Source organism: Pseudoalteromonas aquimarina (assembly GCF_049257255.1).
Taxonomy (GTDB): Bacteria; Pseudomonadota; Gammaproteobacteria; order Enterobacterales; family Alteromonadaceae; genus Pseudoalteromonas.
Genome location: NZ_JBMMUG010000001.1, coordinates 833,956 through 849,618, shown reverse-complemented (window position 1 = coordinate 849,618; position 15,663 = coordinate 833,956). Strand labels below are relative to the sequence as shown.

The 15,663-nt window shown below is 40.5% G+C and carries 17 protein-coding genes; 5 read left to right on the top strand and 12 right to left on the bottom strand.

The window, feature by feature from the left end:
• Window positions 1–24: 24 nt before the first annotated feature.
• Together apbC and dcd are read left to right on the top strand one after the other, a co-directional pair.
• Entirely contained in the window at window positions 25–1,137 is a 1,113-nt protein-coding gene (gene apbC, locus AAEU29_RS03885; protein ID WP_421972149.1) for an iron-sulfur cluster carrier protein ApbC, read from the top strand.
• Between the two features lie 2 nt (window positions 1,138–1,139).
• The gene (gene dcd / locus AAEU29_RS03880) at window positions 1,140–1,730 is read left to right on the top strand and encodes a dCTP deaminase (RefSeq protein ID WP_421972148.1); all 591 of its coding nucleotides are present in this window, start codon (window positions 1,140–1,142) and stop codon (window positions 1,728–1,730) included.
• A 2-nt stretch (window positions 1,731–1,732) separates the two neighbouring features.
• Here the strand turns inward: dcd and AAEU29_RS03875 are convergent, their stop codons facing one another.
• Both AAEU29_RS03875 and AAEU29_RS03870 read right to left on the bottom strand, forming a co-directional pair.
• Entirely contained in the window at window positions 1,733–2,323 is a 591-nt protein-coding gene (locus AAEU29_RS03875) for a tRNA-uridine aminocarboxypropyltransferase (protein ID WP_421972147.1), read from the bottom strand.
• 60 nt (window positions 2,324–2,383) lie between these two features.
• Window positions 2,384–4,294, bottom strand: a complete 1,911-nt coding sequence (locus AAEU29_RS03870; RefSeq protein ID WP_421972146.1) for a putative bifunctional diguanylate cyclase/phosphodiesterase — start codon at window positions 4,292–4,294, stop codon at window positions 2,384–2,386.
• 133 nt (window positions 4,295–4,427) lie between these two features.
• Here AAEU29_RS03870 and AAEU29_RS03865 point away from each other — a divergent pair, with 133 nt between their 5' ends.
• Window positions 4,428–4,769 (top strand): Hpt domain-containing protein, encoded by a 342-nt coding sequence (locus AAEU29_RS03865; RefSeq protein WP_421972145.1) that lies wholly within the window; start codon window positions 4,428–4,430, stop codon window positions 4,767–4,769.
• A 204-nt stretch (window positions 4,770–4,973) separates the two neighbouring features.
• The gene (locus tag AAEU29_RS03860) at window positions 4,974–6,191 is read left to right on the top strand and encodes a pyridoxal phosphate-dependent aminotransferase (protein ID WP_421972144.1); all 1,218 of its coding nucleotides are present in this window, start codon (window positions 4,974–4,976) and stop codon (window positions 6,189–6,191) included.
• On the opposite strand, the gene AAEU29_RS03855 is transcribed toward AAEU29_RS03860, so the two are convergent.
• The 7 genes from AAEU29_RS03855 to AAEU29_RS03825 form a co-directional block, all read right to left on the bottom strand.
• Entirely contained in the window at window positions 6,172–6,855 is a 684-nt protein-coding gene (locus tag AAEU29_RS03855; RefSeq protein ID WP_421972143.1) for a M15 family metallopeptidase, read from the bottom strand. The genes AAEU29_RS03860 and AAEU29_RS03855 overlap by 20 nt on opposite strands.
• Window positions 6,843–7,976, bottom strand: coding sequence for a succinyl-diaminopimelate desuccinylase (gene dapE / locus AAEU29_RS03850; RefSeq protein ID WP_421972142.1), 1,134 nt, complete (start codon window positions 7,974–7,976; stop codon window positions 6,843–6,845). The genes AAEU29_RS03855 and dapE overlap by 13 nt, the downstream gene beginning before the upstream one ends.
• Window positions 7,973–8,317 carry an ArsC family reductase gene (locus AAEU29_RS03845; RefSeq protein WP_421972141.1) on the bottom strand — a complete coding sequence of 115 codons (345 nt, stop codon included), beginning with the start codon at window positions 8,315–8,317 and terminating at the stop codon, window positions 7,973–7,975. Before AAEU29_RS03845 ends, dapE begins: the two co-directional genes overlap by 4 nt.
• Window positions 8,310–8,822 carry a PTS glucose transporter subunit IIA gene (locus tag AAEU29_RS03840; RefSeq protein ID WP_421972140.1) on the bottom strand — a complete coding sequence of 171 codons (513 nt, stop codon included), beginning with the start codon at window positions 8,820–8,822 and terminating at the stop codon, window positions 8,310–8,312. Before AAEU29_RS03840 ends, AAEU29_RS03845 begins: the two co-directional genes overlap by 8 nt.
• On the bottom strand, window positions 8,822–9,208 hold the full coding sequence (locus AAEU29_RS03835; RefSeq protein ID WP_274762103.1) for an ACT domain-containing protein: 387 nt from the start codon (window positions 9,206–9,208) through the stop codon (window positions 8,822–8,824). The genes AAEU29_RS03840 and AAEU29_RS03835 overlap by 1 nt, the downstream gene beginning before the upstream one ends.
• A 79-nt stretch (window positions 9,209–9,287) precedes the next feature.
• Window positions 9,288–11,435: a phosphate acetyltransferase gene (gene pta, locus AAEU29_RS03830; RefSeq protein WP_421972139.1), complete on the bottom strand. Its 2,148-nt coding sequence runs from the start codon at window positions 11,433–11,435 to the stop codon at window positions 9,288–9,290.
• Entirely contained in the window at window positions 11,435–12,631 is a 1,197-nt protein-coding gene (locus tag AAEU29_RS03825; protein WP_421972138.1) for an acetate kinase, read from the bottom strand. The genes pta and AAEU29_RS03825 overlap by 1 nt, the downstream gene beginning before the upstream one ends.
• 139 nt (window positions 12,632–12,770) lie before the next feature.
• On the opposite strand from AAEU29_RS03825, the gene yfbV reads away from it, so the two are divergent.
• Window positions 12,771–13,217, top strand: a complete 447-nt coding sequence (gene yfbV / locus AAEU29_RS03820; RefSeq protein ID WP_421972137.1) for a terminus macrodomain insulation protein YfbV — start codon at window positions 12,771–12,773, stop codon at window positions 13,215–13,217.
• 62 nt (window positions 13,218–13,279) lie between these two features.
• On the opposite strand, the gene rlmA is transcribed toward yfbV, so the two are convergent.
• The 3 genes from rlmA to xthA all read right to left on the bottom strand — a co-directional run bounded on the left by rlmA (window position 13,280) and on the right by xthA (window position 15,643).
• Window positions 13,280–14,089, bottom strand: a complete 810-nt coding sequence (gene rlmA, locus AAEU29_RS03815; protein WP_421972136.1) for a 23S rRNA (guanine(745)-N(1))-methyltransferase — start codon at window positions 14,087–14,089, stop codon at window positions 13,280–13,282.
• Window positions 14,090–14,173: 84 nt separating this feature from the next.
• Window positions 14,174–14,821 (bottom strand): energy-coupling factor ABC transporter permease, encoded by a 648-nt coding sequence (locus AAEU29_RS03810; RefSeq protein WP_421972135.1) that lies wholly within the window; start codon window positions 14,819–14,821, stop codon window positions 14,174–14,176.
• Between the two features lie 15 nt (window positions 14,822–14,836).
• Window positions 14,837–15,643 carry an exodeoxyribonuclease III gene (gene xthA / locus AAEU29_RS03805; protein WP_421972134.1) on the bottom strand — a complete coding sequence of 269 codons (807 nt, stop codon included), beginning with the start codon at window positions 15,641–15,643 and terminating at the stop codon, window positions 14,837–14,839.
• Window positions 15,644–15,663: the final 20 nt, after the last annotated feature.

Below are 15,663 nucleotides of genomic sequence, written 5' to 3'. Positions count from 1 at the left end.
TTCATTAGCCAAATGCAGATTTACATGTTTAATATTAAAAATCTTTTCTCAGGGTCAAAACAAGCTGATAAAGCCGTTACTAACGCGCAAAATTCATCACTGATTGAACGTATTACGCAGCTGTTGGCAGATTATCGTTCTGATACTTTCCCCGTTGGTTTACAGCAAGCAACCACCTTACTTTCTGTTGAAGTGGGCGATAGCTTAAACGTATCGCTACTTTTGCATTTTGCTGCATCAAGTGAACAACCTGATATTGCAAACTTTTTATCTGAGAAGTTAGGGCAACCTGTTGCGCTTAGAGTGCAAGTTCAGCTATTGGAGCCTAACCGTCACGGTACTATTAAACATATTATTTTGGTGGCAAGTGGCAAAGGTGGCGTAGGCAAATCAACCAGTGCGGTTAATCTTGCAAATGCACTTAAGCAAAATGGTGCCAAGGTAGGTATTTTAGATGCCGATATTTACGGGCCATCTATTCCTCTGTTATTAGGTCTTGAAGACGAAACACCCGTAGCGAAAGATGATAAAACCCTCTTACCGATGGAAAAAAATGCACTTGTCGCGCAGTCTATTGGGTTTTTATTGGGTAAAAGCGATGCCACTGTATGGCGTGGGCCAATGGCATCAACAGCATTGATGCAGCTTCTCAATGAAACCGCTTGGCCAGATTTAGATTATTTAATTGTTGATATGCCACCTGGTACGGGCGACATTCAACTTACCATGTCACAAAAAATTCCAGCCAGTGGTGCGGTTATTGTGACAACGCCGCAAGATTTAGCATTAGCAGATGCCAATAAAGGCATTGATATGTTCAATAAAGTGAAAGTGCCGATCCTCGGCTTAATCGAGAATATGAGTTACTTTAATTGCCAACATTGTAATGGCGTTAACCATATCTTTGGCGAAGATGGCGGAAAGGAACTGGCACAGCGTATTGATATTCCTTTACTTGGACAAGTTCCTTTAGCACATCGCATTAGAGAGGTAGGTGAGCAAGGTGAGTTTCTTTCACATAATGCTGACAAGGCGCTCGTTGCCATTTATAATCGGGCGGCAAAACTTGTTGCTAGTCATTTGTTTTATCAAGGAAGTGGCAGCAATCCCGTCGAAATTATTATAACGGACGATTAACTATGCGTTTATGTGATACCCATATTAAAGAACATCTAGCTGCGGGTAAAATTAGTATTGAACCTGCGCCAAAAGAAGACATGATTTCTGGTGTCACGGTAGATTTAAGGTTAGGTAATAAGTTTCGTGTCTTTCAAGATCACAAAGCGCCTTATGTTGATTTAAGTGGACCAAAAGAATTGGTTTCTGCTGCTATGGAATCAATTATGAGCGATGAAATTATTCTTGAAGAGGGTGAAGCTTTTTTTCTACACCCAGGGGAACTAGCGCTTGCAATTACACATGAAAGTGTCACTTTACCTGATGACATTGTAGGTTGGCTTGATGGGCGCTCATCACTTGCGCGTTTAGGCTTAATGGTGCATGTGACTGCACACCGTATCGATCCGGGCTGGTCGGGTAATATCGTACTTGAATTTTATAATTCAGGAAAATTACCTTTAGCGCTTCGCCCTTATATGAAAATTGGTGCGCTTAGTTTTGAAACTATGTCTGGTCCTGCTGAAAACCCTTATAACCGCCGTAAAGACGCAAAATATAAAGGGCAGTCTGGCGCCGTGGCTTCGCGTATTAGTGACGATAGCCAGTCATAATCTTATTTTGATTTATAACGTGCTCGCACTTCGGCGGGCATGTACTTAAATTGATTTTCCATCATTGCATCGAGCGCTGAATAAGCAGGTGCCATAGGTAATGCTTCCGCGCAAAACAGGGCATACGCAATAGCCTCAAGGCTTGATAAACTATCACTGCGATTTGCCTTTCTCAGGTGATAACGATTATCTGGCAATTGTGCGAAGCTCACTTGGCGCAACTGCTTCAGAATATCGATAGTAAAAAATAGCTTATTGGCTTTTTTCCAGGTGCCATCTAACACGATTAAATGAGTTAAGTTTAAATCTGTGCTTGTGTTATCGAGTGTCTCAGCATCTGCGCCAGGGTAAAGTAGTGCAGTTGTTGCAAGTGGTAAGCTGTTTAACTCACTAAAATCGTCGCTATTGTCGCCAGTTAAAACCGTGATTCTTTTATACAGCAACTTAGCCAATCGAATTGTATTTTTAGCGTTATTTTCTTCAGAACGATGTTGAAGTACAACAACATGTATTTTGTTATTGACGCTTTGTAACTGATCACAGATGCAATCAGCTAAGACAAATTGGCATTTTTCACAAAGAGAGCGGGACATAAAATAGTGGTGTAAGTGAAAACGCAGTATTTTAAATAGCTGCAATAAGGCTTTCAAGCCTTATTGATATACGGCTTCACAGTGACTTCTCAAAAATTGCTCTAAATTATGCTGTTTTGCAGGCCTTGAAATCATATATCCTTGTAAAGCATCACAACAACAATCCGTGTAAAAATCAGCTAACTCGTCAGATTCGACACCTTCACCAACGACTTCAATATTGAGCTGCTGTGCTGCATTGATAATACTTTTTACTAAAGAGCTATTTACTGTGTCTAGATTAGTAACTAGTTTGCGATCTAACTTAATGCGGTCAATCGGGTAATCATGCAATGTGCGAAGTGACGTATGGCTTGAGCCAAAGCGATCAATGGCAATCTTCACACCTAAGTCAGCCAGCTTTTTAGTGATTTGAAATGATTTTTTTTCTGATGAGGTTAAACAAGACTCTTGAATATCGAGTTCTATCATCTCAGGTGCGATGTTAAATCGCGCAATTTCGTTATGCAGGTGGGGTAAAAAATTAGGGTGATAAAAATAGGATTTAGAAATATTAATGCTAATAGGCACTGAGCTATCAATTAGTTTTTTCTCAGCCCATGTTTTACGGCAACGACATGCTTCATGAATAACCCAGCTTTCAATTTTATTGGCATGTCCTTCACTTTCAATCACGTTAAAAAATTCTTTTGGTAGACTAGGTTTGCCATTTTCACGCCAACGTAACAGTGCTTCTATTGAGCAAATTTGCTGATCATTGGTTGTCACTGAGGGTTGAAAGAAGAGCTCGAATTGGCTGTAATCAATTTCATTATTAAGCTGCTCTTTAATTGATGAGCTGTGATTAAAGCTTTCCGTTACTTGGTGTAATTTTACCGAGCCGCGTTTCATATTTTTAGCGCCGTACATGGCGGCATCCGCGCGTTTATAAATCTCGTTTTCGTCAAGGCTACCATCAGTAATACATGCACCTAGACTGGCTTTAGGGTAGAGGGTATGCCCTTGTAACATGATTGGACGTGATAAAACGTCATTTAATTTACGTAGTTTAGTTCTTACCGATTGCTCAGAATTAACTTGTTCAAAGATAATACAAAATTCATCTCCCCCAAGGCGTGCTACAGTATCTGATTTTCTTACATGCTCTTTTAGGCGATGTGCAATCGCGTTAAGTAGTTGATCGCCAACATGATGACCAAGGGAATCATTAATTTGTTTAAAGTCATCTAAATCGAGTAAAGCGAGGGCTAATTTTTGTTGATTACGTTTGGTACGGATCAGGGCTTGGCTTAATCTATCTTCGAATACCTGTCGGTTAGCTAGCCCTGTGAGTGGGTCTAATGCTGCTTGTTGCTGTAATTCTCGGTGTTTCAGTGTGAGCTTTGTTACGTCGCGTATCTGCAGTAAATAATGTTGATGATGTTGATTTATTACGTATTCATAATGGCGGTTTCGCGGTAAATATTTCAGTTTAATACTTTGCCAATGGCAGTGTGTGTTTGGACAGGGGTTTACAGCATCAAAAATTTGCGAATAAGGATCATAAAGAAGCTCTTCTATGTGTTTTACCTGCCTTTTACAAATATCATCAAAATAATCATTGGTTGAGATGATATTGCCGTTCATATCAAACGAAATTAGGCCTAAATTGAGCTTACTAACCACATCCGCTTGCGGTGCATTTTCATCAAGGCTAATCAATTTACAGGGCTGATTATTGTATTCAATCGGCACTATCGAAACGGTAAGGTTTTTAATCGAAAATTGTTTATGAGTATGTAAATTTTCTTTGAGCTGCAAATGGGTCAATTTATCGGATGAGTCACAAAAGAAAGTTTTTTGTTTTGTATTGAGGTGTAAGGCTTGTTTATTTGAATAAAGCAATTGATGGGTATTTGAAACGATCAAAACGCCAGCCTGATGGCTATTAAATATTAGTTCCGTTAACTCAGTATTAATCCGATTAATCATCTATAAGTTTGTTTTTATATTTATATTTGTTCACGTAACTATAGGAGAGATTTAGAAGTTTTCAAATCTTGATAGAAAATTTATGAAACTTGGTTTAAGGTTAAAGTAACTACACTAACAAACCAGCGTTTTTATGAGTGATTTAGCCGTAAACATTAACTCCGATGCCTTGTTTGCTATGCAAGACCTGTTACAAGACCAATTTTTACCAACCCTTGAGTTTTGTTTAACAGAATTTGACAGGTTACAGGCCGATCTTGAGCGTGATTTTGATGTAAATACTACCGATGCCATACGTCATGCACATAGTTTAAAATCGAACGCTGCACAATTTGGTGCAGACTCTCTAGCGCAACTTGCAAAAGAACTTGAACATGCGTTAGGACAAGGGGATATGACGTTATCGCAAAGCCTGAGAGAAGCTTTGCCTGCGCATATTTCAGCTACTAAAGAAGCCATTAATAAAGTCATTTAATTATTTTATTCTAAAAAGCGCTTTATACTTTCGCTTTCTATGCAAATGGGGTAGCCTGTGGTGGAAGCATGCGCTATTTCTTACTCTCATTTCTAGTATGATTTTCTTGTTTAATTTTTACTAAACAAGGGTGCATGTCTTTGTTTTCATTTTAATTCGATGAGTGTTACACAAAACGCTCACATTATTTGTATTCGGGGACGTTTGGCAGTGTTTAAAAAAAGCGATAAATTACAAGGGGTTTGTTATGACATTCGTGGGCCAGTTTTAAAAATGGCACGTGAAATGGAAGATCAAGGGGAACAAGTATTAAAACTAAATATTGGTAACCCAGCCGCCTTTGGCTTTGATATGCCAGAGGATATGTTAAAAGACATGATTCGTAATTTAAGCGCTGCCCAAGGCTACTGTGATTCAAAGGGGCTTTATTCAGCCCGCGTATCTATTTATCAATATTATCAAAATAAAAAGTTTACCAACCTGTCGATAGACAATATTTTTATCGGAAATGGGGTCAGTGAACTTATTCAAATGGCAACCCAAGCATTGCTAAATAGTAATGATGAAGTGCTTATTCCTGCACCTGACTATCCGCTTTGGACTGCGTCGGTAAAATTAGCTGGGGGCAATCCTGTTCATTACATTTGTGATGAGGAGCAAGATTGGTTCCCAGATATTAATGATATTAAAAGTAAGATTACTTCTAAAACCAAAGCGATTGTACTAATCAACCCAAATAACCCAACCGGTGCTGTGTATGATGAAGCGTTGTTAAATGATTTATTAGGGTTGGCCCGTGAACATAATCTTCTCGTATTTAGTGATGAAATTTACGAAAAGATTATTTACGACAACATACCTTATACCTCGATAGCAAGTCTGTGTGATGATGTGCCAATTATTACTTTTAACGGTCTTGCGAAAACCTATCGTGCAGCAGGGCTACGTATGGGCTGGATGGTATTAAGCGGTAAAATATCGCAACTTGAAGAATATATTCAAGGGTTAGAGATGCTCGCGTCAATGCGTCTTTGTGCCAATGTGCCGGCACAATATGCAATTCAGCAAGCGTTAGGCGGTGTACAATCGATTGACGAGCTGATCCTGCCAGGTGGCCGTTTATATCAACAACGCGATATTATTTTTGAAGGCTTGAATGCAATTGAAGGTGTATCGTGCGTTAAACCAAAAGGTGCGCTTTATGGTTTTGCGAAGTTTGACCGCAAACGCTTCAACGTTAAAGATGACGAAAAACTCATACTCGACCTATTAAAACAAGAACGTATTCTGTTGGTACACGGTCGAGCATTTAACTGGCCAAAGCCAGATCACTTTAGATTAGTGTTTTTACCTCACCAAGATCAGCTCAAACCGGCAATTGAAGGTATTCAACGCTTTTTTGCTAGCTACCAGCAAGTGTGATGTTAGTAACAAAACGCGGATAAATTTCATCGAGTTGGTCAACTAAGGTTGGCCAACCCGCAACATTAGACTGTTTTAAAGCATCAACTAATAATTGTTCTGAATGCACATTCATATAAAACTCAGAACGTTCAATATGACTAATGTGCCATGGCTCTTTGGCAACACCCCCATTGAAGTGTTTATAAGGTAAGAAAAAGCCGTATTTTTCAGCGTTATTAACTAACCAGTTACTGAGCTCACAAAACGGCCCATGTTCACTGTATTCTGCTTGGCACAATTGCAACTGATAGTCATCAGCGACTTTACTTGCGTCAAACACATCCATGTCGGTGCCAAAATGATGCCGACTAGCCCCCGGAATTGCACTAAAAAGCATTATCGCAAAACACTTCTCGGCATCGTTAAGAGAGGCCATGTCTACTGGATTATCGTGAATATCAAAAACAGGCCTGATTAAATTGAATTTGTTATTCCAAATTAGCGACTGTCTTTCAAAATCACGAAACGTTGATGCCAATGTGAGGGTAATGCCGCTTTTTTTAGCGGCACTAACCATTTGTTCAAGATCGCGTTTAATCCTATGTTCGACTAATCGACCTTGAAAATCGCATAAATGAGCTTGCGATAAGCCAAGTGAGGCTTGCTCAACTAAGTTAAACATTTAACCAAAATCGCTTCATAAATGTCGGTCAGCACTTCAAGGTCACGTGCATTCACACATTCGTTCACTTTGTGAATGGTGGCATTAATAGGGCCAAGCTCAACTACTTGTGCGCCTGTTTGCGCAATAAACCTACCATCTGAAGTGCCACCAGTGGTTTCCACAGATGTATCAATATGCTGAATATCTTTAATTGCAGCGACCGTTGCTTCTAGCAGCGGGCCTGAGTCAGTTAAAAACGGCAGTCCGTTATAGATCCATCGAATATCATAGTCTAGGCCATGATGGTCTAAAATCGCGACGGTGCGCGCAGTAAGCTCATCAGCGGTAACTTCTGTGCTGTAACGGAAGTTAAATTGAACCTCGACGCTTCCTGGGATCACATTACCGGCACCTGTACCGCCATTGATATTGGAAATTTGAAAACTGGTCGCAGGGAAGTAGTCATTACCTTTATCCCATGTTGTATTAGCAAGCTCATCAAGTGCAGGAGCAACTAAATGAATAGGGTTCTTTGCTAAATGAGGGTAGGCAACGTGCCCTTGAATACCTTTAACAGTGACAAAGCCTGTTAATGATCCTCGGCGGCCGTTTTTAACTACATCGCCAAGGGTATGGCTTGATGATGGCTCGCCCACTAAGCACATATCTATTTTTTCATTGCGCGCTTCTAACAGGTCGATTACTTTTGTGGTGCCGTTAATAAACGGGCCTTCTTCATCAGAGGTAATTAAAAATGCAATGCTACCTTTGTGGTCTGGGTGTTTTTTTACAAAACGCTCTGTGGCAATGAGCATTGCCGCAAGAGAGCCCTTCATATCAGCGGCGCCACGGCCATGAATATAACCATCGAGCAAGTTGCCAGAAAAAGGCGGTTGATGCCACTCTTCAACTGGCCCAGTTGGTACCACATCAGTATGACCTGCAAAACAAAATACAGGCGAAGTTTTTCCTTTTCGTGCCCACATATTAAGCGTATCGGTAAAGAATAACTCTTCAATATTGAAGTTTAGCGGCCTAAGAATATCTGCCATTATCTCTTGGCAGCCAGCATCATCGGGCGTTACCGACGGCTTTTGAATAAGCGCCTGCGTTAGGCTAATTACATCATTTGAACTCATGCAAAAATACTTTTATATTGTTCTGCTTTAAAGCCCAAATGAAGCTCACCTTCTTTGTCTAAAATAGGGCGTTTTATCATGGCTGGTTGTTCAACTAATAAAGACACTACAGACTCGGCATTTAATGATTCTTTTGTTGCATCGTCCAGTTGGCGATAAGTTGTGCCACGCTTATTTAAGACATGTTGCCAATCAAGTTGCTGGCAAAATTGAGTTACCATTTGTGCATCAATACCGTCTTTGCGGTAATCGTGAAAGGTATATTCAATATTGTTTTGCTCAAGCCATTTTTTTGCTTTTTTAATCGTGTCGCAGTTTGGAATGCCAAAAAGTTTAATCATGGTTAATTCGTTTTGTTAGTTTAAAGAGAATATCATTGCCAGCAGTTACGCGGTTTGCTTGATAGTAACATTTATCAAGCACCTTATTTAATCGCTCAGTATCAAGTAATAAAACACTGGCGTGAACTGTGTGTTGTTGTTTTCGAAAATCAAAACTTGCAATAAGTTGCCCTGCGCTAAATTGCTCACCAAGCTTAAAGTGCTGTTTAAAGCCTGTCATCGGACCAAAGTCATCTTTTAGCGTGATTAGCACTAATAACTTAACCCCTTGCTTTGACTTAAAAATAAACTCTAAACCTCCCTGATTTACCGACAACAGGGTGCCGTTAAACGGGGCATAGAGCTGATAATTACTGACTTCAAGTTCAACACCTAAACCAAGTAACTGATTGCTGACTAACGGGTTGCTTGACTCGCGTTGCGGCAAAATCCGCCCAGAGAAAGGGGCGTGGATTATAAGGGCGGTATGTTTTACAGCATAAAAATCTTGCTTTAATACCCGCATTAACTGTTCACCACTTTATAACCGGCTTTGCTTAAGTGGGAGATTGCATCATTAATACGTGCTTCTTTTACCAAGATGTAATCGGTATCAAATGTTGAAATGGCGAAAATGGAGATTTTTGCAGCCGCTAAGACACCAGAAATATTTGATAAGATCCCTGTCATTGAAAACCCCAGTGGTCCAAGCACTTCTAGTGCAGCCCAGTCATCTTCTTGTTCGTTTGAATCTAACTCAACATAAGATGGGCAAACAACTGACAGTTCATCATACGTTCGGGCGATAAAAAAGACCTTGGCTTGATAAACTGCTTGCGGAATAGGCGTGTCTACGTCAAAACTATGTATCGTAAATGTTTCTTGCATTACGGCTAACGTTTGTTGTGACATAAAGCTCCCATATTTCGTTTTGATTTATAGCCTTACAATATCAAAAATATTGATGTCTGTAAGGCTATTTTCAAGCAAATCAGCGGGTTTCTTGTGTCGCCTGAATTGCTGTTAACGCGATTGTGTAAACAATATCATCGACTAATGCGCCGCGTGATAAGTCATTAACTGGCTTGCGCATACCTTGCAGCATCGGGCCGATTGAAATAAGGTCCGCACTACGTTGAACAGCCTTGTAAGTTGTATTACCTGTATTTAAATCAGGGAAGACAAATACGGTTGCTTTACCTGCTACTTTACTGTTTGGCGCTTTTTTCTTTGCAACGCTTTCCATAATTGCAGCGTCATATTGCAGTGGTCCATCAATTAATAAATCAGGGCGTTTTGCTTGCGCAAGTTCTGTTGCTAAACGTACTTTTTCAACATCATCGCCGGTGCCTGAAGTACCAGTACTGTAGCTTATCATGGCTACACGTGGCTCAATACCAAACGCTGCAGCGCTGTCTGCAGATTGAATAGCAATATCCGCTAATTGCTCAGCAGTAGGGTCTGGGTTAATTGCGCAGTCACCATAAACCAGTACTTGATCCGGTAATAACATGAAAAATACCGACGAAACCAGTGAACTGTTTGGCGCGGTTTTAATTAATTGTAGTGGTGGGCGAATGGTATTAGCAGTGGTGTGAACTGCGCCAGACACTAAGCCATCAACTTTATTTTCGGCTAGCATCATGGTACCAAGCACCACATTATCCTGCAGTTGTTCTTCAGCGATAACCTCGGTTAACCCTTTATGTTTACGAAGTTCAACCATCGGTGCGATGTAATTTTGACGAACAACACTAGGGTCTTGAATCTCAACGTTATCGTTAAGCTGAACACCTTGTTGTTCAGCAATACGTTCAATTTCTTCACGGTCACCTAATAACACGGTGCGTGCAATATTTCGCTCACCACAAATCGCAGCCGCTTTGATGGTACGTGGTTCGTTACCTTCAGGCAGAACAATGGTTTTTTGTGCTGAGCGTGCCGTTGACGACAGTAAATGACGAAACGCAGGTGGTGACATTTTACGGTTTAAGGCAACACCTTGCGTTAGTGACTCTAACCAGTCTTTATCAATATGACGGGCATTATGATCTTTAACTTTTTCGATGCGCTGTTCATCATCTACAGGAACTTCTAAGTTAAAGCTTTGTAATAGGATTGAGGTGCGCCAAGTATCATTTTGCGTACAAATAATTGGTAAGCCAGTGTCAAACGCTTGTTCACAAAGCTTTAAAATACGTTCTTCCGGTTTAAAACCGCCAGTAAGCAATACCGCGCCAAGTTTGGTACCGTTCATTGCGGATAAACAGGCTGCGACCAGTACATCAGAACGATCACCTGGGGTCACTAATAATGCACCAGGAGAGAAGTGATTAAGAATATTAGACACTGTGCGCGCACAGAAAGTAACGCTTCGCAGACGGCGGTGTTCAATGTCGCCATAATTTAAAATTTCAGCATTTAAGTGCTTAGCAAGATCCATCACACGTGGGGCTACTAAATCTTGATACCAAGGCACAGCGCCTAAAAGTTTAAACGGTTTTTTACGAAATAGTGGCAATGAAGCAATGCGATTAAGCTCAATTTGCAAACTGTCATCGTTGCTTGGCTCAATAAAGTCTGTGCGAATATTGCCTTCTTCATCAAGCGGCGCATTTACTTTATTGAAAATACAACCAAGTACACGAGGGTGTTCTACACCACCATATAAACTAGCAGCTAGCTCAATACGATCTTCAATTTCATCAACATCATCGTTACTAGGGGTTAAAACAAACACAATGTGCGCGCCAAGGGTTTGTGCAATCTCTCGGTTTACGCGGCCAACATAAGGTTGTTTGCGGGTTGGCACCATTCCTTCAATAATCGCTACGTCATCTTTGCCAACGTGCTTTTCAAAACGCCCAACAATCTCTTCAAGTAATACTTCTGTTTTACCATCACCAATCATTTGCTCTGCTGTGTGCAAATCAAAAGAGGGGGCAGGGTTTATTGTGGAACCAATTTTGACAATTTCAGACGACAGCTCAGGGCCATTTTTCTTGCCGCGAGGCTGAGAAATTGGTTTAAAGAAGTTTACTTTAACCGATTTTTTTTCAAGGGCGCGTACTAAGCCAACAGAGACAGACGTTAAACCAACACCGGTTGATACTGGAATAAGCATAATGCGATGAGACATTATTTTGCCTCCACAAGCTTATGCGCATCCATCGCAATAACCCATTCTTCATTAGTTGGTACAACGAGTACTTTTGCACCTAATGGGTTTGTTGCAATTACGCCAGCGTTACCAAAACGCGCTGCAAGGTTGGCATCATGGTCAAGGTCAAAAGCAAAAAAACTAAGTAAATTAATTACTTTCTCACGTATAAGCGATGAGTTTTCACCAATGCCGCCAGTAAATGCAATGGCGTCTAATGCGCCTAATGGCACAACGTATGAAGCGATGTATTTTGCTAAGCGGTAACAAAACACGTCTAAGGCAAGTTTTGCTTGCACATGATTTTGTTCTGCGGCTTCTTCAATTTCACGGCAATCGCTTGAAAGTTCACTTAACCCAAGTAATCCACTTTGCTTATTTAGCATTGCGTCAATTTGTGTATTTGAGTAGTTCAAAGTGGCAGATAAATAGTTATAAAGACCAGCGTCTAAATCACCAGAGCGCGTGCCCATCACTAAGCCCTCAAGCGGTGTTAAACCCATGCTGGTATCAACGCTTTTACCATTTTTAACTGCCGTCACAGAACAGCCATTGCCTAAATGCGCAGTGATAATCGCACTTTGTTCAATTGGCTTGTTAATTAACTTAGCTGCTTCGTTTGCAACAAAAAAGTGGCTTGTACCGTGGAAACCATAGCGGCGCACACCGTGCTCTTTATAAAGTGATAATGGCAGGGCGTAGAGATATGCTTGCTTTTCCATAGTTTGGTGAAACGCAGTGTCAAATACAGCTACTTGAGGTAAATTTACAAAAGCAGCTTGCGCAGCGCGAATCCCCATTAAATTAGCTGGGTTATGTAGTGGCGCAAGGGCAACATTGTTTTCAATACCATTGATAACTGCATTGTCGATTATAACTGAGCCGGTAAATGCTTCACCGCCATGAACTACGCGGTGACCAACAGCAATTAGGCTTTCATTTAAATGCTGTTGTTTAATTAAGTTAACAATTTCTGCGATTGCAGCGTCGTGTTGTGCCCCTTTTGCTAAGTCTATTTTGTGTTTTTCGCCGTTAAGTTTGTAGCTTAGCGATGCATTATCCAGTGATAAACATTCGGCAAGACCTGTCAGGCTAGCGTTGCCAGAGGTTGCGTCAATAATGGCGAATTTTAAACTTGAACTTCCACAATTTAGTACGAGCACATTGTGCGACATAGTTAATAGTTTCCTTAAACAGATTTTTCGGCAGTCATTTCAGACTATGGTATACTTGACTTTAATAGTTGCAATTTTACCCTAAAAATTACTTTTTCGTTAGGTAATTATAGAGGCTCAATGCAATTTCGAGGTGGTAATGCAAAAATCAATGTTAGCGCAAATTTCTGATGGGCATCATTACAGCAAAACATGGCCGCTAGAGCCAAAGCTAGGTGCAGTTTTTCTTGAGTTCCGAGTAATTAAAGCTACAAGGTTGGCGATTAAAATTGTGCCGTTACTCGCTGTGTTAAGTATTTTTGTGCAAGTTAACTTTCTAACAACGGATTACTTACCGCAAGCATTAACCTTTTCATTATTTTTACTCTCAATGCCAGTGCAAGGCCTATATTGGCTTGGCAAGCGCGCGAATACCTTACTGCCACCACAAGAGGCAATTTGGTTTCGAGAGGTGTACGGTAAAATGACTGAACACGGAGTAGAACCTCCCGTATCTATTACCAAGCCGCGCTATGGTGATTTGGCGTATCTACTTAAAGAAGTGTATGAAAAAATGGATAATGCATTTAAGCGCGATCTTTTTTAAACACGTTCAGAGTCAACAAAAGTGTCGCATTTAAAGCGACACTTTTTGTATGAGCGTTATGTTTAAGCTTTCACTTTTTTAAAGACACTGACGTAAAATGATAAAGTCACCTTAAAAGGCACCTTTTGCGCAAGCGATTGCCAATGCTCTGGCCTAAACTTCCAAGCAAACGGCGTCATTTTTATCAGCTCAGTTAACGCTTCAAGCTCAAGCTCTACCACCTCGGTATGTAAGTTGTGATTAACAAGCTCAAATCCACTAGGTGCTTCTACGGCTTGGTGCGGATTAACTTCTTTATAAATAAGCGCTTTTAATTCTGTTAGATGATTGCCACCTGGGCTTGCCACGATAAGTGTGCCATTGTCATTGGTTAGACGTGCAAGTTCTTTATCAAAAAGAGGCGAAAAAACACTAGTGACAATATCAAATGCATTATTCTCGAATGGAGCATTTGATGAGGAGGCAACACTGAAGTGACAGTCTTTAAAGCGTTTAGCCGCGTATTTTACAGCAGGCTTCGAAATATCAAGGCCATACGTTGATATCACATTGCCACACTCATTAAACTTATGGGTGTAAAAGCCTTCGCCACAGCCCACATCTAACAACGTATTTTCACCTGCAACTTCGCTTATTTTTTGGCACATTGCTTCACGTAAAAAATCATAATATCCGCGCGCTAAAAACTCGCGACGTGCGATTACCATGTCTTTATTATCACCGGGATCTTTGCTTTTTTTATTTTGTACTGGCAGCAAATTAACATAGCCTTCTTTGGCTTTATCAAAGCTGTGGTTATTGCTGCATATTAGACGATGTGTGTCATTTGAAAGGGGCGTTTGGCAAAGTGGGCAAAAATAGATTTGTGACATTAGCATAGCAAAGCAGTAAATAATTGAGTGATTATAACCTTAAACCCAGCATGGATTCGAGATTTGCCGTCTTAAATAAGAGGCTTATTTTGCTAAATATTCGTTATCGTAAAAGGTTCTTACCCAATGTGGGCGGTAAATTATCAGTACCGTCATTGCCATGCCATTGATTGTGGCTTCTGGAAACCAGATTAAACTTGCTAAAAAGGTGTAGTTATCAAATAGGGTTTGCCAATCATAATGACCCGAAAAATAGTGGTAGCCAGTCATTAAGCCAATATGAAATATGGCGGTAAGACCAGCCCCTAAAAAGCTATTTACAAAAATATAAACAAATAAATGACGAGTAATATACTGATAGCACAGCAAAAACAGGGCATAACTAAATAAAATTGGCGCTAAGGAAGTAAGCAGGGCATAACTGCCGATTTGTTCAATAGGCACCAAACCAAGGCCCAATTGCAAGCTATGGCTAAGCGCTGCGGTAATGATCGCGAGGCGAGGGCCAAGTGTCAGTGTTACGCCAGTTAGTGCTAAAACATGAATATCAAGGCCGGGGTAAAGCCCAGCCTTTAAAGACCAAAACCCCACCAGCATTAAACTGATGGCAAGTACACTTCGCTGAACAACTTGATTGCTAAATAAAATACTGCGTGTTTTTGCATCGAGCGATTTAATTAGCGCAATAGCAAATAACAGTAAACAGTTTAATTCAGCTAAATCAAATTCCACAAAGCGTACCTGAGGTTAAATATCGAATGTCGCCCAAATTGGTGCATGATCCGATGGTTTTTCAATGCCGCGTAGTTCGTAATCAATATCTGACTCAATACATTTTTCAGCAAGCCCTTTGGTTGCAAGAACAACGTCAATACGCAGGCCGCGGTTATCATCAAAGCCCTTAGAGCGATAATCAAACCACGAGTATTTTTCAGTGGCATCTGGCGTTAATGCTCTAAAGGTATCAACTAAGCCCCAATCTAATAAACGCGCTAACCATTCGCGCTCTTCTGGTTGGAATGAACATTTACCCGTTTTAAGCCAGCGCAAACGGTTAGGCTCGCCAATACCAATATCTAAATCAATTGGTGAGATATTAATATCACCCATTACGATAATCTGCTCATTTGGATCATGATCAGCAAGGTAAGTCATTAAGTCAGAATAAAATTGACGCTTATATGGGTATTTAGTTTCGTGGGCAATATTATCGCCCTGAGGAAAGTAACCGTTTAAGATTTTAACTGGGTTGCCATTTTTATCAGTTACCGTTGCGATAATCATACGCTTTTGCGATTCATCGGTATCAGTTGGAAAGCCTTTTTCAATGGCGATTGGCGCTTGCTTTGTTAGTACCGCCACACCGTAGTGGGCTTTTTGACCATGAAATGCCACGTGATAACCCATTGCTTCAACATCTGCAACCGGAAACGCTTCATCATGCACTTTAATTTCTTGCAAGCCGATAACATCAGGTTGGTGCTTATCAATCACTGCTTGAAGTTGGTGTAAACGGGCACGTAAGCCATTTATATTAAAACTGATTACTTTCATTGTTCACCTAAAAATATTTA